11 protein-coding genes and 2 pseudogenes are annotated in these 17101 nt (G+C 72.2%); 6 read left to right on the top strand and 7 right to left on the bottom strand.

Annotated elements, in window-relative coordinates; all coding sequences use genetic code 11:
• Window positions 1-247: 247 nt before the first annotated feature.
• Window positions 248-1981, bottom strand: a complete 1734-nt coding sequence (locus ACFU3E_RS26665; RefSeq protein WP_384163198.1) for a GAF domain-containing protein — start codon at window positions 1979-1981, stop codon at window positions 248-250.
• Window positions 1982-2222: 241 nt separating this feature from the next.
• Window positions 2223-2921 carry a response regulator gene (locus ACFU3E_RS26660; RefSeq protein WP_384163195.1) on the bottom strand — a complete coding sequence of 233 codons (699 nt, stop codon included), beginning with the start codon at window positions 2919-2921 and terminating at the stop codon, window positions 2223-2225.
• Between the two features lie 131 nt (window positions 2922-3052).
• Here ACFU3E_RS26660 and ACFU3E_RS26655 point away from each other — a divergent pair.
• A pseudogene (locus ACFU3E_RS26655) lies at window positions 3053-3304 on the top strand (pyridoxamine 5'-phosphate oxidase family protein); the annotation flags it as partial.
• A 14-nt stretch (window positions 3305-3318) separates the two neighbouring features.
• On the opposite strand, the gene ACFU3E_RS26650 reads toward ACFU3E_RS26655, so the two are convergent.
• The gene (locus ACFU3E_RS26650) at window positions 3319-5703 is read right to left on the bottom strand and encodes a phosphoketolase (RefSeq protein WP_384163192.1); all 2385 of its coding nucleotides are present in this window, start codon (window positions 5701-5703) and stop codon (window positions 3319-3321) included.
• 88 nt (window positions 5704-5791) lie between these two features.
• Window positions 5792-6259 carry a pyridoxamine 5'-phosphate oxidase family protein gene (locus ACFU3E_RS26645; protein ID WP_384163189.1) on the bottom strand — a complete coding sequence of 156 codons (468 nt, stop codon included), beginning with the start codon at window positions 6257-6259 and terminating at the stop codon, window positions 5792-5794.
• A gap of 300 nt (window positions 6260-6559) precedes the next feature.
• On the opposite strand from ACFU3E_RS26645, the gene ACFU3E_RS26640 reads away from it, so the two are divergent.
• The 3 genes from ACFU3E_RS26640 (at window position 6560) to ACFU3E_RS26630 (ending at window position 11292) form a co-directional block, all read left to right on the top strand.
• On the top strand, window positions 6560-7447 hold the full coding sequence (locus ACFU3E_RS26640) for a universal stress protein (protein ID WP_384163187.1): 888 nt from the start codon (window positions 6560-6562) through the stop codon (window positions 7445-7447).
• A gap of 243 nt (window positions 7448-7690) precedes the next feature.
• Window positions 7691-8572 (top strand): universal stress protein, encoded by an 882-nt coding sequence (locus tag ACFU3E_RS26635; protein WP_384163184.1) that lies wholly within the window; start codon window positions 7691-7693, stop codon window positions 8570-8572.
• Window positions 8569-11292 carry a cation-translocating P-type ATPase gene (locus ACFU3E_RS26630; RefSeq protein ID WP_384163181.1) on the top strand — a complete coding sequence of 908 codons (2724 nt, stop codon included), beginning with the start codon at window positions 8569-8571 and terminating at the stop codon, window positions 11290-11292. The genes ACFU3E_RS26635 and ACFU3E_RS26630 overlap by 4 nt, the downstream gene beginning before the upstream one ends.
• A gap of 166 nt (window positions 11293-11458) precedes the next feature.
• On the opposite strand, the gene ACFU3E_RS26625 is transcribed toward ACFU3E_RS26630, so the two are convergent.
• Window positions 11459-11716 carry a hypothetical protein gene (locus ACFU3E_RS26625; protein ID WP_384163178.1) on the bottom strand — a complete coding sequence of 86 codons (258 nt, stop codon included), beginning with the start codon at window positions 11714-11716 and terminating at the stop codon, window positions 11459-11461.
• A 136-nt stretch (window positions 11717-11852) separates the two neighbouring features.
• Here ACFU3E_RS26625 and ACFU3E_RS26620 point away from each other — a divergent pair, with 136 nt between their 5' ends.
• Window positions 11853-14516 (top strand): NACHT domain-containing protein, encoded by a 2664-nt coding sequence (locus tag ACFU3E_RS26620; RefSeq protein WP_384163175.1) that lies wholly within the window; start codon window positions 11853-11855, stop codon window positions 14514-14516.
• Here the strand turns inward: ACFU3E_RS26620 and ACFU3E_RS26615 are convergent.
• Both ACFU3E_RS26615 and ACFU3E_RS26610 read right to left on the bottom strand, forming a co-directional pair.
• Window positions 14509-15501 carry an Acg family FMN-binding oxidoreductase gene (locus ACFU3E_RS26615; RefSeq protein ID WP_384163172.1) on the bottom strand — a complete coding sequence of 331 codons (993 nt, stop codon included), beginning with the start codon at window positions 15499-15501 and terminating at the stop codon, window positions 14509-14511. The genes ACFU3E_RS26620 and ACFU3E_RS26615 overlap by 8 nt on opposite strands.
• A gap of 478 nt (window positions 15502-15979) precedes the next feature.
• A pseudogene (locus ACFU3E_RS26610) lies at window positions 15980-16222 on the bottom strand (formate acetyltransferase); the annotation flags it as partial.
• A gap of 439 nt (window positions 16223-16661) precedes the next feature.
• Here ACFU3E_RS26610 and ACFU3E_RS26605 point away from each other — a divergent pair.
• Window positions 16662-17045 (top strand): hypothetical protein, encoded by a 384-nt coding sequence (locus ACFU3E_RS26605; RefSeq protein WP_384163169.1) that lies wholly within the window; start codon window positions 16662-16664, stop codon window positions 17043-17045.
• Window positions 17046-17101: the final 56 nt, after the last annotated feature.

Raw genomic sequence — 17101 nt, 5'->3', positions numbered from 1 at the left:
GGAACCTCCTTCAGGGGCACGCCTCGAGTCTTCGTTCCCTCGAAGCCTGAGAGGAGGGGCCACTGGTCCCCGCCCGGAAGACGACGGTCCCTGGCTTCCCGTCACCTCCGCCCGCGGTGTGCCCTCCCGTCCACGGAGGACGGGGCGGACACCCCCTGCACCGGTCGCCGCGAGCCGCACCGTCCGCGGGTACCGCGCGGAGAGATGCGTCCCGGGGCCTGTTCCGAGCGGGACCCCGGCCCAGCGATCACCGGCCCTGGCGATCACCCACCGGGACGCGCCACACCAGCGTGGTGCCTCCACCGTCCGGGCAGGTCCAGTCCAGTCCGCCGCCCAACTGCCGGGCACGTTCAGCCATGTTGCCCAGACCGCTGCGGCGTCCGCCGGCCGGGATGCCCACGCCGTTGTCGGAAACCTCCAGCCTCACCTCACGGCCGTCCGTCGCCAGCACGACCTCCGCACGGCCGGCCCGTGCGTGCCGGGCGATGTTGGTCAGGGCTTCCGAGAGGACCGCCATCAGGTGGTCGGCCGTCTCCTTCGGCACCTGGGTGTCCAGCAGCCCCTCCATCCGCAGGCTGGGAGCGAAACCCAGCACCGGCGCGGCCTCGCCGACGGCGCGCACGGCCCGGGCTCGTAGACCGGTGCCGGCCGCGCTCTCACGCGAACGCAAGCCGAAGATCGTCGATCTGATGATCTTGATGGTCTCGTCCAGGTCGTCCACCGCCCGAACCACCCGCTCGGACGCCTCGGGGTGCTCGATGAAACGTCCCGCGCTCTGCAGCGTCATGCCGGTCGCGAAGAGCCGCTGGATCGCCAGATCATGCAGATCACGGGCGATACGGTCACGGTCCTCCAGAAGTGCGATCTGCTCGGCGGCCTGGCGGCGCTCCGCGAGCTCCATCGCGACCGCGGCCTGGGCGGCGAAGGCCTTGAGGGGGTCCGTCTCCTGCTCGAAGAACACCGACTGGCCCGCTGCGCGGACCAGCAGCACGACGCCTCGCACGCCTTCCCCACTGCCGATGGGGGCCGCCACGGCCGGGCCGAGACCCTCGAAGCGCGGCGGGCCCGAGGACACTCGTTCGTCCTGGGAGACATCGGGGCTGGTGACCGTGGCGGATTCCAAGAACGCCTGCCCGATCAGGCTCTTCTCGACGCGCAGCACCATTCCGCGGTGGGTCGCCGCTTCCTCCCCGATGGCCAGCTCCACCATGAGCGAGGTGGTTCCCTCCATGGGCACCGCCACCTCGGCGAGGGCGGCGCCGGTGATCTCCATGGCCCGCTCGGCGATCAGCCGGAGGACGTCGTCGCGTTCGCTGCCGGACATGATGGCGTGGGTGATCTCCGCACTCGCCTGCAGCCAGCGCTCGCGACGCCGGGACTCCTCGTACAGGCGGGCGTTGTCGATCGCGACGCCGGCCGCGACAGCGAGGGTGGACAGCACCGACTCGTCGTCGTCGTCGAACTGCGCTCCGCCCCGCTTCTCGGTCAGGTACAGATTGCCGAAAACCTGCTCGCGCACGCGGATCGGGACGCCGAGGAAGGTGTTCATCGGCGGGTGGTTGGGCGGGAAGCCGTACGATGCGGTGTGCTCGGAGAGCTTCGCCAGCCGCAGGGGCTCGGGGTGGCGGATCAGCTCTCCCAGGATGCCGTGGCCATCCGGGTAGTTGCCGATCCGGGTGATCTGCTCGTCGGTGAGACCGACGGTGAGGAAGTCCGACAGGCGTTTGCCGTCCGGCCCGATGACTCCGAGTGCCGCGTACTGGGCGTCGACGAGGACCGCAGCGGCCTGCACGATGCTGTACAGCGCCTGTTCGAGGTCCAGCTCACGGCCGACCGACAACACCGCCTCGAGCAGGCTGTGCACCCGGTCGCGCGTGCCCCGGGCGGCGTCGAGGCGCGCCTGCAGCTCTTCCAGCAGCTCGTCCAGTCGCAACTGCGGAAGCCGAACCCGAGCCTCCCGCGACTCCGCGGAGCCTTCCACGCCGTGTCCTCCCGGTCCGTCTCACCGTGCCGCGGGCCGTCAGTCCCGCTGGTGCCACCGTAACGGGGCGTGCGAGGGACCGCGACGAGATCAAGGCAGGTGGCCGGGACGGGGAGACGCCGTCGACGGTGCGTGCGCGTGAGTCGGGAGCGGGACGGCCGGATGGTGAGGATGGCCGGGTGCCCCCGTCTCGGGGACCCGCGGCCGTACCGTCCGGTCGGAGGAGAGGCTCAGCGGGGGCTCAGCGGCCTTCGCGCCTGAGCTGGTCCTGGGCCTGGGCCTGGGTGGCGATCACCGCGGCCTGGATGCGGCGTTCGACGCCGAGCTTGGCCAGGAGGCGGGAGATGTGGTTCTTCACCGTCTTCTCGGCGAGGTAGAGACGCTGACCGATCTGACGATTGGTCAGGCCCTCGCCGATCAGGGCCAGAATCTCCCGCTCGCGCTCGGTCAGTCCGGGAAGAGCGTCGGGTTCCTCCTCCTTCTGCCGGCCTCCCCGCAGCCGCGCCATCAGCCTGGTGGTGGCGCTCGGGTCGAGCAGGGACTGGCCCCGGGCCACCGTGCGCACGGCGGACACCAGGTCGGAGCCCTGGATCTGCTTCAGGACGTACCCGGACGCTCCGGCCATGATGGAGTCCAGCAGCGCCTCCTCGTCGTCGAAGGAGGTCAGCATCAGGCACGCCAGGTCGGGCATGCTCGAGCGGAGTTCGCGGCACACGGACACGCCGTCACCGTCGGGCAGCCGGACGTCGAGGACCGCCACGTGAGGGCGCAGGGCGGGCACACGCACCAGAGCCTGCTCGGCGGTGCCGGCCTCACCGACCACGGTGATGTCCGGTTCGTCGTTCAGCAGATCGTGCACTCCACGCCGTACCACTTCGTGGTCGTCCAGCAGGAAGACACGGATCCGCTCGTCGGGGCCGGGCCGCTCGCCGTCCGCCATGTTCATGCTCCTTGTCCAACGTGTCGTACCGGTGCCCGTTCCCGGGTGTCATCGGCCTACGGTTCGGATCTTCCTCGTTCGAGGCCCGAAAGACCAGGGCCGACCGGCCCTAGTCCACGGCCCTCACCGGGGGCGTCCTCGTCGCCTACGAGGCGGGCGTCATCGATCCGGAGACGCCTCTCGGCTGGAGCGTGGCCGTCACCGGTCACGCGCGGCTGGTCACCGATCCCGATGACGTGGCGCGGTACCGGTCGATGCTGCGCCCCTGGGTGCAGCGGACGATGGACTACGCGGTCCGTATCCGCCCCGACCTGGTCACTGGCGTGCTGCTCACTCCCGCGGACGGCGAACCGCACGGGCAGATCAGCGAGAGACAGGTGTGACGAGCGCAGTTCTCTCAGCCGTCCCACGCCCAGTCGGTGATCTCCGGCAGATCGGTGCCGTGGACGCGGATCCAGTCATGGTGGCGCAGGCGGGCGTCCTCCATCCGCTGGCGTACGGCCGCCGCGCGCACCGCGAGGCCCGGCACCCGGTCGATGACGTCCATGACCAGGCGGTAGCGGTCCATGTCGTTGCCCACCACCATGTCGAACGGCGTCGTCGTGGTGCCGATCTCCTTGTAGCCGCGCACATGCAGGTTCTTGTGGCCGGTACGGCGGTAGGCCAGCCGGTGGATCAGCCAGGGATAGCCGTGGTAGGCGAAGATGACCGGTTTGCCCGTGGTGAACAGGGCGTCGTACTGCGCGTCCGGCATGCCGTGCGGGTGCTCTTCCCGGGGCAGCAGCCGGGCCAGGTCGACGACGTTGACCACGCGCACCGCCAGGTCCGGCAGGTGGCGGCGCAGCAACTGGGCGGCGGCGAGGATCTCCTGCGTGGGGACGTCGCCCGCGCAGGCGAGCACCACGTCCGGCTCACGCGTGCCGTCCTCGGTTCCGGCCCAGTCCCAGACGCCGGCGCCACGGGCGCAGTGGGCCTCGGCCTGCTCCATGGTCAGCCAGTCGAAGCAGGGCTGCTTGCCGGCCACGATCACGTTGACGTAGTCGCGGCTGCGCAGGGCGTGATCCGCCACGGACAGCAGGGTGTTGGCGTCCGGCGGGAGGTAGACCCGCACGACCTCGGGGCTCTTGTTGAGGACGTGGTCGATGAAGCCCGGGTCCTGGTGGGAGAAGCCGTTGTGGTCCTGCCGCCACACGTGTGACGTCAGCAGGTAGTTCAGCGAGGCGATGGGCGCCCGCCAGGGCAGCCGGCGGGTGACACGCAGCCACTTGATGTGCTGGTTGACCATGGAGTCGACGATGTGCACGAACGCCTCGTAGCAGGAGAACAGTCCGTGCCGGCCGGTGAGGAGGTAGCCCTCCAGCCAGCCCTGGCAGGTGTGTTCGGACAGGATCTCCATCACGCGACCGTGCCGGTCGAGGTGCTCGTCCACGGGCAGCGTCTCGGCCTGCCAGGCCTTGCCGCTGGCGGCGTAGACGGCCTGGAGCCGGTTGGAGGCGGTCTCGTCGGGTCCGACGAGCCGGAAGTCGCGCCGGTCCGCCGTGGCGCTCATGACGTCCCGGAGCAAGTCGCCGAGGACACGGGTGGGTTCGTGCAGGGTGGTGCCGGGCTTGTCGACCGCGACGGCATACGTGTCCGGCGACGGCAGGGGCAGTTCCCGCAGCAGGACGCCTCCGTTGGCGTGCGGTGTGGCGCCGAGCCGCCTGGTGCCCTCCGGGACGCAGGCCAGCACGTCGGGGCGGGGGCTGCCGTGCTCGTCGAACAGTTCCTCCGGCCGGTAGGAACGCAGCCACGTCTCCAGTTGGCGCAGGTGCTCCGGATGGTCGCGGACGGCGGACAGCGGTACTTGGTGGGCGCGCCAGGTGCCCTCCACCGGCAGGCCGTCGACCTCGGCCGGGCCGGTCCAGCCCTTCGGGGTGCGCAGCACGATCACCGGCCAGCGGGGACGGCCGGTCGCACCGTCCTCGCGGGCGGCCCGCTGCAGGGCGGCGATGCGGTCCAGGGCGGTGTCCATGGCCTGCGCCATCGCACGGTGGACGGCCAGGGGCTCGTCCCCGGCGACGTGGATCGGGTCGTGGCCGTATCCCCGGAGGAGCTCGTCCAGTTCGGATTCGGGCACTCGTGCCAGCACCGTCGGGTTGGCGATCTTGTACCCGTTGAGGTGCAGGATCGGCAGTACGGCCCCGTCGTGGACCGGGTCGAGGAACTTGCCGGAGTGCCAGGAGGCGGCCAGGGGCCCGGTTTCGGCCTCACCGTCGCCGATGACACAGGCGACCACCAGGCCGGGGTTGTCGAGGGCGGCACCATAGGCGTGTGAGAGGGCGTACCCGAGTTCGCCGCCCTCGTGGATGGAGCCGGGGGTCTCCGGGGCGACATGGCTGGGCACCCCGCCGGGGAACGAGAACTGCTTGAACAGTCGGGCCATACCCGCCGAATCCCGCGTGATGTCCGGATAGGTCTGCGTGTACGAGCCCTCCAGCCAGGAGTTGGCGAGCACCGCCGGTCCCCCGTGCCCGGGCCCCCAGACGCACAGCGCGTCCAGGCCGCGGGCCTTGATGACCCGGTTGAGGTGCGTGTGCACCAGGTTCAGGCCCGGGGTGGTGCCCCAGTGCCCGAGCAGACGCGGTTTGACGTGTTCGGCACGCAGCGGTTCGGTCAGCAGGGGGTTGGCCATCAGGTAGATCTGGCCGACGGCCAGGTAGTTCGCGGCGCGCCAGTGGGCGTCCAGCTTCTTCAGCTCTTCGCCCGTGAGCTCGGCGGACGTCTGCTGGGTGTCGACGGACATGGGAGGCCTTCCGGGTCGGGTGGTCGGGGGGCTGCGACTCCGCCGGGCCGTGTGGCGGGCCGGAGTGATGGTCAGCGGCGTGCGGGCGTCAGGTGAGGGTGGCTTTCGTGGACGGTGAGGTGGACGGGCCCGCCCCGTACCGGGTCCGGCCACCGACGAGTTCCCGGCCGGTGACCAGCTCCGGTTCGACGCGCACGAAGACCTCCTCGGGCGAGGGCACCCACGAGCTCGGGCCCTCTCGACACAGCCGGGCGTGCTCGTCCGGATCGGACACGACGGCGGCCCGTCCGGTGACGACGACGGACCAGCCGGACTGCGCGACAGGGTCGACCTCGTCGGCCTCGAAGGCGACGACGGCGCCGTCGACGGCACGGGCCAGTTCCGAGTCCGCCGACGTTCTCAGCAGCACCGCGCCCTCTTCGTCCAGGCGGAAGTTCACGGGAAGGACTGCCGGCAGGGCCTGACGCGTGTGGACGATCCGGCCGATGGGCGCCTTCGCCAGGAGGCACAGACACTCGTGGCGGCCGAGCTCACGGAAACCGTCATTCGGATACATGGTTCGCCCGTCTTTCCTCTGTGCAACCTCGTCCACCTCATCGTGCGGCCGTCGGCGGCCCGCGGTGAGGGGCCATTGGTCCCGTTCCACACCGGAGAGCGGCCCCGGGGGCACGGACGCGGCCGGAAGGGTCCAGGGCCGTCCGCTACTGCTGTTCCCCCACTCGGGCGGTCTCACATGTTCAAGGCCGTCGGGATGAGCCGAAAGGCCCTGCTGTCGGCCCCCACAGGGCCCATGACGGCGATGAGTACCGCAGGGGAGGCTGGAGCGGATCCCGGCGGTCCGGACGAAGGAGACACGATGAGTGGCCTGGTGGTTGTCGGTGTGGACGGCTCGGCGTCGAGCCTGACGGCGGTGGAGGCGGCGGCGCGGGAGGCGCGGTTGCGTGGAGCGGGACTGCGTGTGGTGCATGCGTGCATGTGGCCCGCGATGCACGTGCCCCTGGGGCCGCCGGCCTCCGGTCCGCCGGAGGGCGGGATCCGTAACATGGTCGACCGTCTCGTGGCCGAGGCGCTGGAGCGGGCGCGCGCGGCGGCACCGGACGTCGACGTCAGCCATGTGGTGGTGACGGGTGAGCCGCTGACCGCGCTGGAAGCCCAGTCGCGTGCCGCGGAGCTGGTGGTGGTGGGTTCCAGGGGGATGGGCGGATTCGTGGGCCTGCTGGTGGGGTCGACGGCGGTTCACCTCGCGGCGCACGGCCGGTGCCCGGTGCTGGTCGTGCGTGAGCATCCGCTGAACGACGGCCCGGTCGTCGTGGGCGTCGACGGCTCCCCCGCGGGAGGCAAGGCGGTGGATTTCGCCTTCGCCGAGGCCGCCCTGCGCAAGGCTCCCTTGCTGGCGCTGCACGCCTGGACCACGTGGAACGCTCCGCTCCCCGCGCCGCCGGACGCGTCGGAGCCGTACGCGCATCCGCCGGGTGCGCTGGCCGAGGAGGAGACGCGCCTGCTGGCCGAGGCGCTCTCGGGCCGCCAGGAGGACTATCCGGACGTGGTGGTCGAGCACCGGGTCGTCCACGGCGGGACCCGGGAGGCGTTGATCGAGGCGAGCCGGTCGGCCCAGCTCATGGTGGTCGGCGCCCGGGGCCGGGGCGGCTTCGCGGGGCTGCTGCTGGGGTCGGTCAGCCAGGCCCTGCTGCACCACGCGCACTGCCCGGTTGCGGTCGTGCGGGGAGCGGACCGGTCGCACTGAGTGGGCCGGTAACCGATGCCCGGGCGTCGGGCGACGAGTGGTCCGCAGGCCATGCGCCCTCCGGTGCGGAAGCCCGGGTTCGGTCCGTGGGGGGAGCACCGGCGCTTCGGCCAAGTGGCCGCGGCGGGCAGGGCCGACCGGCCCGGGCGATGGCCTGGTAGGCCCCTGCCCGCCGCGGCCGTTCCGGCCGAGGCTCTGAGGACGAGCGGCCGCGTCGGCGGTCTGCAGGAAAGGGAGCGCACAGTGAGTGATCCGGTGGTCGTGGGAGTGGATGGTTCCACGTCGAGCTTCGACGCGGTCGACGTAGCGGCACGAGAGGCACGCCTGCGCGGGGCGCCACTGCGGATCGTGCACGCCTTCGGGCATCCGTCCGGGCCCCTGCCGCCCGGTGCGACACCGTGGAGTCCGGCCGGACACACTCTGGAGCCGATGGTGCGGGGGCAGCTGGTCCGAGCGGAGGAACAGGCGCACGCGGCCGCGCCGGGCATCGAGATCACACGCTCCGTGGTGGCCGGCGACGCGGTCGAGGTTCTGGAGATCGAGTCACGCTCCGCCGCGCTGACGGTGGTGGGCAGCCGAGGTCTGACCGGGTTCTCCGGGCTGCTGCTGGGGTCTACGGCGGTGCATCTGGCCGCCCACGGTCACTGCCCGCTGATGGTGGTCCGGGGCCGACCGGACCCGTCCGGGCCGGTTCTGCTCGCCGTGGAAGGCTCCCCGGCCGGGGAGGCGGCGGTGGACTTCGCGTTCGCCGAGGCCGCGCTGCGCGGGGCACCGCTCGTGGCGCTGCACGTGTGGAACACGTGGAGCGAACGGGCCTACGAGGGTCCCGGCGACCCGCTGACCGCCGTCGTGGCGGACACCGAGCATCTCCGCGAGGCCGAACAGCACCTCCTAGACCGGGTGGTGGCCGACCGGCAGGCGGCGTATCCGCAGGTCACCGTCGATCGGCGCCTGGTGCGCTCCCGGGTCCGCGCCGCGTTGATCGAGGCCAGCAGAACGGCGCAGTTGGTGATCGCCGGGGCCCGGGGGCGCGGCGGCTTCACCGGGCTGCTGCTCGGCTCGGCCAGCCAGGCGCTGCTGCACCACGCCGACTGCCCCGTCACCGTCGTCCGCGGCAAGGAGTGAACGCGTCCCGGCGGATTTCCGCCCCCACCCCTCCCCCGCGCACCGCGGCCGACGCCCACGAACGGCCGGCGGACGAAGTGGCGGACTTACTCGGCGTCGTCCCGGACACGGGCCTGACATCGGCGGACGCCGCACAGCGAACCGCCGCATACGGGACGAACGAACTCGCCGAACCGGTCCGCAGGCCGCAGTGGCTACGTCTGGTGGACCAGTTCCGCAGCTGGCTGGCAGGCATCCTGCTGGCGGCGGCCGTCGTCGCCGGCGTCATCGGCGAGATCAAGGACGCAGTCGTCATCACGGCCGTGCTGCTCGTCAACGCCACCATCGGCTACCTGCAGGAACGCCGTGCCGAGCGCAGCCTGGAAGCGCTGCGCCGCATGCTGGTCCCCATCGCCCGGGTGCGGCGCGGCGGCCGGGTCCGCACGGTCCCGGCCCGCTGCCTCGTGCCCGGGGACGTCGTCCTGCTGGAAGCCGGCGACCGGGTCCCGGCCGACGGACGGCTGCTCGTCGCCGAATCGGTGGAAGCCGCCGAGGCCGCGCTGACCGGCGAGTCACAGCCTGTCGCGAAGACGACCGCGCCGACCGCGGCCGGTGGGGCCGACGTCGTTCCGGTCGCCGAACGCAGCTGCATGCTCTTCATGAACACCGCGCTGACCCGCGGCCGGGCAGAGATGCTCGTCACCTCGACCGGCATGCGCACCGAGGTCGGCGCGATCGCCGAGCAACTGCGCGGCGGCAGCGAAGCGCCCAGTCCGCTGCAGATCCAGATGGACAGTCTGGGCCGGCGGCTGGCGGTGATCAGTGGCGTCGCCGTGGCCGCCTACGCGCTCGTGGCGCTGGTACGCGGGGAGGAGCCGGCCGATCTCGCGCTGCGGGCGGTGGCCCTGGCCGTGGCCGCGATCCCCGAGGGACTGCCCGCCGTCCTCGCCCTGACCCTCGCCCTGGGCGTGCACCGCATGGCCCGCCGCGGCGCCATCGTCAAACGTCTGGCCTCCGTCGAGGCACTCGGCTCCGCGACCGTCGTGTGCAGCGACAAGACCGGCACCCTGACCCTGAACGAGATGGCCGCCCGCGTCCTGTGGACCGCCGGGCGACGGTACGACGTGACCGGGGAGGGTTACGACACCGCCGGCACCGTGTGCGAGACCGATGGGGACGCCGTCCCGGACCTGCGTGATGCCGTACTGCCGTTCGCGCTGTGCAACGACGCGCGCCTCACCGCGGACGGTGTCCTCGGCGACCCGACCGAGGCCGCGCTGCTCGTGCTCGCCGCCAAGGCGGGCCTCGACCCGGAACTGCCCGCCCGCACCCCGCGCACCGGTGAGGTCCCCTTCGACCCCGCCGCGAAGTACATGGCCACCTTTCACGGCGCGAGCGACGGAACCACCCGCATCCACGTCAAGGGCGCCGTCGACATCCTGCTGGGCCGCTGCACCCACGTCCTGACCGGTGACGGCCGCGTCCTGCTCACCGCGGAGCGCCGCAGCGAGATCATCGACGCCGCCCGCCGGATGGGCGGCCAGGGCCTGCGGGTCCTGGGTGCCGCCACAGCCGTCACCGGCCGGCCGCGGCCGGGGGAGGTCACAGGGCTGACCCTGACCGCGATCGCCGGCATCGCCGACCCGCCGCGTCCGCAGGCCCGCGACGCCGTCGCCCTGGCCCAGGCCGCCGGCATCACCGTGAAAATGATCACCGGTGACCATGCCGACACGGCAGCCGCGATCGCCGCCGAGCTGGGCATCACCGGGAATGTGGTCACCGGAAGCGAACTGGCTCGCATGAGCGAGCGGGACCTCGCGGACCGCGTGGAGGACATCGCCGTCTTCGCCCGCGTCGCGCCCGATCACAAGGTCACCATCGTCCGCGCCCTCGCCCAGCGGGGTCACATCGTGGCCATGACGGGCGACGGCGTCAACGACGCCGCCGCGTTGCGCGCCGCCCACATCGGCGTCGCCATGGGCGTCACCGGCACCGATGTCGCCAAGGAGGCCGCGGACATGGTGCTGACGGACGACGACTTCTCCACCATCGTCCGCGCCGTACGCGAAGGCCGGTCGATCTACGACAACATCGTCACCTTCGTCCGCTTCCAGCTGTCCACCAACATCGGCGCCATCCTCACCCTGCTGGCCACTGTGCTGGCCGGGCTGCCCGCCCCCATGTCGGCGATCCAGCTGCTCTGGGTGAACATCATCATGGACGGGCCGCCCGCCATGGCCCTGGGCATCGACCCTCCGGGCGGGAACGTGATGCACCGCCGGCCGCGGCCGCCCGGGGAACGCATCCTCAACGCCCGGCGGTTGACGGCCATCCTGCGGACCGGCGCCGTCATGGCCACCGGCACCGTGGCCGTCTTCGCGGCCGCACGCCACCTCACGGACACCGCGACCGCCACCACGATGGCCTTCACCACCTTCGTCCTCTTCCAGCTCTGCAACGCGCTGGCCGCGCGCAGCGAGGACGGTCCCGTCATCGGCCGCCACCAGCTGCGCAACCGCACCCTCTGGATCTGCCTGGCCGCTGTCCTCGCACTGCAGATCACAGCAGTACAAGTGCCGTTCGCCCAGGGTGTCTTCGACACTGTGTCCCTGAGCGCAGCGCAGTGGGCCGTCTGTCTGTGCACCGCTGCGACCCTCGTGCTGACGGAGCACGTCTGGCGCACCTCGACCTCACGGCCCGGCCGAGCCCGAGAAGCCCACCAGAACGCGGACGCAGCATGACACGAGGGGCCCGCCCGGTCGTGGTGGATTCATGCAGTACGCACCGGGAAGCCGGCGCTGCACGTCGGACGGCGACCCAACGCCGGTACGGCACCACCTGGCACGGGTGAGGAGGCGGCACCCGGCCCCCTCCTCACCAGCCCGGCCCAAGGCTGCAACCGCCGCATCAGGTGGACGGGTTGCCGCGATCGGTGTGCCGGGACCGTGGGCTGCGGCGCGCGGACGGCTGGTTGCGCCAGGCGCGGTGGGCCGCGATGAGCGCGGCCCGCTCGTCGGGCGCGGTGTCGCGCAGGATCATCCGCAACGTGATCAGGTCACGGACGGTGCGCACGAGATCGGCAGGCGTGTGACGTGGTCGCCGGAGGAGGCGGATCAGGAGCCCCGCAGCCAGTGGGACGAGGATCAGCAGTACGTGCTCGGACATGGCTTCTCTCCCGTGGGTGAAGGCGAATGCGGCAAGAACCCTCGACGGGCTCATCAGCAGAGATAGCCTCGAGTGCCGTTCATCGGTGTGAAGTGAACAAGAATGAAAGGCCGGTTCAGGAGGTCTGGTGGGGGGCGTGGACGAACCGACGGGGGGCGCGGCGAACACGGAGTTCAGACGGCTGCTCGCCGAAGCGAAGGCAGCGGCCGGTATGACGCAGAGTCAGCTCGCCAAAGCGGCGGGCGTGTCCCCCGCGACCGTCAGCAACGCGTTGAACCGCCCGTCGGGTGTGCCCTCGGCCGATACGCTGGACCGGCTCGCGGCCGCCCTGCGCATCTCCGGTGAGGCGCTGGCCCGACTGCACCGGCTGCGCCAGCAGGCCGATCGGCGCAGCCGCCACCTGGACGACTACCTGGATGCGGCCCGCCGCGCGGCCCGGGAGCACCCCTACCCCGGCGTCCTGCCGGGGATGATGCCCCCGCTGGCCTCTGTGTACCTCCGGCAGGTGGTCGATGCGAGAAGTGACCAGGCCGAGGGGCCCTCCCGCCTGCTGCCCGCGGACCGGGTCCTGGTGGACGGCCTGATGTGCGTGGTGCTGGCCGGACCCGGCGGAGGCAAGTCCAGCCTGCTGCGCACCCGCCTGGCCTCGGGCATCCAGCACTGGCAGCAGGGCACCGGAGAGGCAACGGTCCCGGTGCTGGTCCAGGCCGCGGCTCTCACCGGCCGGCGGCCGCTGGCCGATGCGCTCGCCTCGGCGGTCACGGCGGATCTGTCCGCGTACGGCCTGCCCCAAGCCCTGCCTGCGGACTTCTTCGCCACTCCGCCGTACAAGGACGTGCCCTGGCTGGTGCTGGTCGACGGTCTCGACGAAGTGGCCGACCCCGCTGCGCGGCGTGCCGTGATCAGCACCATCATGGAGGTGCGCGACGACGACAAGGCCAGTCACCGCTTCGCCATGGCCACACGTCCCCTGCCTTACGGTGAGCTCGATGCCCTGAACCAGGCCCCGGCCCCCGAAACTGTCGCCTCCGGCAGCCCGGAGGGCCTGCGGCGGTACACGTTGCAGCCCTTCACCACCGACGATCTCCCGCACATCGCCCGGTCATGGTTCGAGGCCTTTGGGCTCCCCGACGTCGACGGAGCGGTGGCGCGCTTCCTCGAATCCCTGGCCGGTACCAGGCTGACCGATCTGGCACGCACGCCGCTGATGGCGTCCATGCTGTGCCAGTTGCACGCGACTCACCCGGACACTCCGCTGCCGGCCAGCCGTGGAGCGGTCTACCGTGCGTTCACCGATCTGCTCAACGAGCGCCAGCACGTCGGCACCGGAGGCATCCGGACCCAGACGCGCCACCTGTTCGATCGCTACGGCACCACCGCCCTGGCCCACGCCGAAGCGGCCTTGGACCGCATGCCGGCGCTCATCGCGCAGCACGCCGCACGGCGTCTGGTGGGCCGTTGGTCCGACCCCGTCGACGCCCTCTCGGCCGATCCCGCCGCTCAGCCCGCGCCCCACGTATCGGCGTCCGTGTGGCGGGCGTTCCTCGAGGGAAGCCTGCGACGCAGCGGTCTGATGACCACCCGCGCAGGCCGGCTGGACTTCCTGCACCAGACCATGCTCGAGTACCAGGCCGCCCGGCACGCCACCCGCACGCCCGAGACGGCCTCGCGTTCCTTACGGTCCCTCTTCCGCCCGCGGCGCGGCCTCCTGCCCGGATGGGCCACTCGCTACCGGGTCCCCCGGCACGTCGACGTCTCCTACGTCGGGTTCCTCCTGGACGCAGCACCGGCCGCTTCCGCCGGAGACATCGCCTCGATTCTCACCCGGCTGGTCTCGCGCTCCGGCATGGACGGCTGCGTCCTCATCTCGGATCTCGCCCTGCTCAGTACCTCACTTCCCGAGCATGCGGTCGACCTCGCCACGCAGCGGTTCCGTTCGGTGGCCGACGACCCCGCGGCGCCCGCGCCCAGGCGAGTCACGGCTGCCGAGGCCCTCGTCGGTCTCGCCGGCCGCGTCGGCACGGACCTGCTGCACAGTCTCGCAGGCGATCCAGCGCTCCAGAGCAGCGCGCGCACCGACGCCGCCCAAGCGCTCCTCGACCGCAGCGACGACCGGTGCACCGCGCTGCTCGAGGCGCTGGGTACCGACCACGGTCTCGATCCGGGCGCTCGCGCCTGGGCCGCGGAGAAGCTGCTGGCCACGGACAGGACGCGCGGCATCGCCCTGCTCGACGCGCTCGGCCGGGACATCTCCCTTCCCGGACGAACCCGTAGATGGGCGGCCGGGAGGCTGTACGCGTACGACGAGGCCGGCGGCAGCTGCTTGTTGCAGCTCCTGGCCCGCGACCCCGCCTTGGACCAGGCGCATCGCCTTCACGCCGCGAACGATCTGCTCGAGGCAGGTGGCCCGGCCGCGGCGGGCATGCTCGAAGCGCTTGCCCTCGACCCCACGTTCGACCGTACGCACCGCGTCAGCGCGGCCCACTTCTGTGCCCGTCTGCTGGGCTCCGGCGCGGCCGGCCTCCTCGGCGCGCTCGCGCTCGACGTCACGTTGGTCGGCTACGACAGGGTCTGGGCCGCCGGCACGCTGGCTGCCCTCGACACGGCGAAAGGCTCGAGGATCCTCGAAACCCTCAGTCAGGACGGCAGTCTCCACGAGGACGACCGCAGATGGGTGCGGGAGAGTCTCACGCGTCTGACCGCCGAAGCCGCCGTCACGCGCGAGCCGGCGACGGAGGACCCGGACGGCTGCCCTCCGCACTCCGGTGGTGACCATACGTTCAGGCGCGAATCTACGTGATCTCGAGCATGTCCCGCACGGGACGGCGCGGCGTTTCCGGGCCCCGCGGTCCGTAGCCGAGCCGCAGTACCATCTGCACCTGCCCGCTGCCCGACACCGGGTCACGGATCAGCGGGCGCAGCTCGCGGTCCTCCAGCGCATGCGACGTCAAAGAGGTGGCGATGTCGGCCAGGGTGGCCTCCAGCAGGACTCGCTCCAAAGCCTGCCCGGCACGCAGCCAATCGGCAGGTCCGTCGCCGGAGGTGCTCAGCAGGGCCAGGTGCGGGGTGTACTCGAAGGCGGTGGTGCCGCGGTCCGCTACCGGCCGACGTCCGGAGAAGTCCCGTGCCGGGGCTTTGCCACTGCGCTTGCGCGGCCCGAAGGCGTACTCGGGGACTCCGTCCACGGCGGTCTCGGCCTCCGTGCCGAGTCGCGTCCAGCGGACGAGGTCCTCGTCGGCGGCCGGCTCCATGACGTCGCGGCTCTCGGCATCGCGGACGAGGTCGAGCACGGTCTCGGCGTGCCAGGGGCCGGGGAAGAGCAGCGTCGCGCCCTCCCGGACCGCCGCTTCCCGCAGGGTGTTCCGCACGTCCTCGGGGAGGTCCTTCTCGGCGAAGGGATGACGGCTGGTGTGCCGCTGCCGGATCGCCGGATGAAGCCGCACCAGCGTCTCGTCCGCCTCGCTCCCGTCCGGCTCGGTCAGATGCACGGCGGCGAGCACCAGCGGGTCCTCGGGTTCGGGCAGCAGTGTCACCTCCGTGAGGAGTCCCCTGCGCGCCGCGGCGACGCGCAGGTTGAACAGCGCGGCCCCGCACCCGATGTGCAGCGCCCGGTCATCGGGGTCGGAACGGGGCATGGCCCGCTCAGGGTCGGCCAGCAGCAGCAGGAGGCGCTCGCCGCTCCGGTAACGAAAGCGCCACGGCTGCGCGTTGTGCATGGACGGCGCCGCGCCGGCGTCGGCCACCAGCACGGTCACGGTGTTCTCGTCGAGTGCTCGATCAGCCATGGCGTCCTCCTCGGACCGGCCGGAAGCGGTCACCGCGCGGGTCCCCGGCGGGCGCGTCGGTGTGCGGGTCATATCCGGGCCGTCAGAGCGGGTCCGGCGCGCGACATCAGCACGCCGCCGGACCGCGTTCGCGGAACTGACCGCGAGCCCGGTCCACCAGTGCGGGGTCGGGCACCGGGGTGTCCCGCGGAGGAAAGGGGATGCCCAGCGCCTCGTACTCCGGGCCTGGGAGGAAGCGGGCGGGTCCTTCGAGGGCCCCGGGGTGTCGGTCCAGCCGAATGCGAGGACGTACCGGATCCTCATCGGCACGCCGAGCCGGTCCAGGCGGGTGGAGAGGTTCGGGGTGGGCCCGAGCGCGCCGCCGGCCGGTTTCCGGTGGGTGGCGGCGTCGGAGGTCTTCACGTCCAGCAGCACGAGGTCGGTGCCGGCGAGGAGTTCGCTCGGCGCGTTCCTCGCGGTCCCGGCTGACGTCCGGGCCGGAGGGCGCGGTGTCGACGTCGTGGACACCGCGGTGCCGCTCCTCGGGGAAGAGGGCGCTGACCTTCTCCCGCACGGTACGCGTGCGCTCCGTCGAGCCGGTCAGGAAGGCTGCGTCACCGTCGCAGGGCGTGTGGTCGGCCTGGCTGACGTCGCGCACGTCGATGCGCTCACGCCACCCGGCCCCGGCCCACTGCCGCCAGACCTCGGCGCTCCGGGGGCCGGCTGACACGGTCGTGGTCATCTCAGGTCCTCTCCCTGGGCGGGTCCCTCGGGTCCCCCACGCTCGATGCTCGACGTCCCTGGTGCGCGGGGGGAGTGCCGGACAGGGCACCGGGCCGGTCCCGTCCGGCCCCGGTACGACCGGGACCTTCGGCCCCCACCTCGCCGCGAGACTCACCCGAGGGAAGGGTGGGGCCGGACGATGGCCGTGGGCGAACTCGCAGCACACGCCGGGGACACGACGGCGGCCGGGCAGCGCCGGGGCCGCCGCAGTGTGGCGGGCTCTCTCGGAGGTGAGTTCAGGCATGCCGCGCCGGAGGAGACCGACGTGGGCGACAGCCGGTGGACGGGACCGACAGGCCCTTCTCCCGGGGCCGGCCGGCCCTGGGGCCGGGGCGGCGCACGCGGAAGGCTTGAGGGGTGACGAATCGGTGACTGCGGACGATCACGAGGAGTGGCACATGGCTGCCAAGGACAGCGGAAACGAGGGCGTCACCGCCGCAGTACGGGTGCGCGCCGAGGGTGACGTGGACGAGGAATCTCTCGCGTACCTCCGGGAGAAGGTCGGTGCCGTGCTCAACCGCCCCGGGCTGCCGCCCGTCACCGGCGACGTGCGTGTCACCAGGGCGGCGGCCCACCATGTCGCCCTTCCCTGGTCCGCGGGCGCCGAACTCCAGGTGGGCAGCGACCTCGTCGTCGTGCACGCCTGCGAGGCGACCGCCCACGAGCTCGCCGACCGCCTGCAGGACCGGCTGCGCAGCCGCACGGAACGCGCCGCGCACCGCCGGGACGCGGCCCGCAGGACGGCCATGCCGCCGCCGTGGCGTGGCGGCACCCGGCACTAGGAGTCCCGAGGGCGTGCGGGGAGGACCGCCCGGCCCCGCCCGTCCGCGTCTCTGGG

This window comes from Streptomyces sp. NPDC057424 (assembly GCF_042803315.1).
GTDB lineage: Bacteria > Actinomycetota > Actinomycetes > Streptomycetales > Streptomycetaceae > Streptomyces.
The sequence above is the reverse complement of the archived record's forward strand: the minus strand, read 5'-3'. Positions and strand labels throughout refer to the sequence as shown.

Coding starts and splice junctions, on each gene's coding strand:
- ACFU3E_RS26645 (WP_384163189.1), bottom strand. CDS start 6,259: ATGTATCCGAATGACGGTTTCCGTGAGCTCGGCCGCCACGAGTGTCTG.
- ACFU3E_RS26615 (WP_384163172.1), bottom strand. CDS start 15,501: ATGGCTGATCGAGCACTCGACGAGAACACCGTGACCGTGCTGGTGGCC.
- ACFU3E_RS26640 (WP_384163187.1), top strand. CDS start 6,560: ATGAGTGGCCTGGTGGTTGTCGGTGTGGACGGCTCGGCGTCGAGCCTG.
- ACFU3E_RS26605 (WP_384163169.1), top strand. CDS start 16,662: ATGGCTGCCAAGGACAGCGGAAACGAGGGCGTCACCGCCGCAGTACGG.
- ACFU3E_RS26650 (WP_384163192.1), bottom strand. CDS start 5,703: ATGTCCGTCGACACCCAGCAGACGTCCGCCGAGCTCACGGGCGAAGAG.
- ACFU3E_RS26660 (WP_384163195.1), bottom strand. CDS start 2,921: ATGGCGGACGGCGAGCGGCCCGGCCCCGACGAGCGGATCCGTGTCTTC.
- ACFU3E_RS26625 (WP_384163178.1), bottom strand. CDS start 11,716: ATGTCCGAGCACGTACTGCTGATCCTCGTCCCACTGGCTGCGGGGCTC.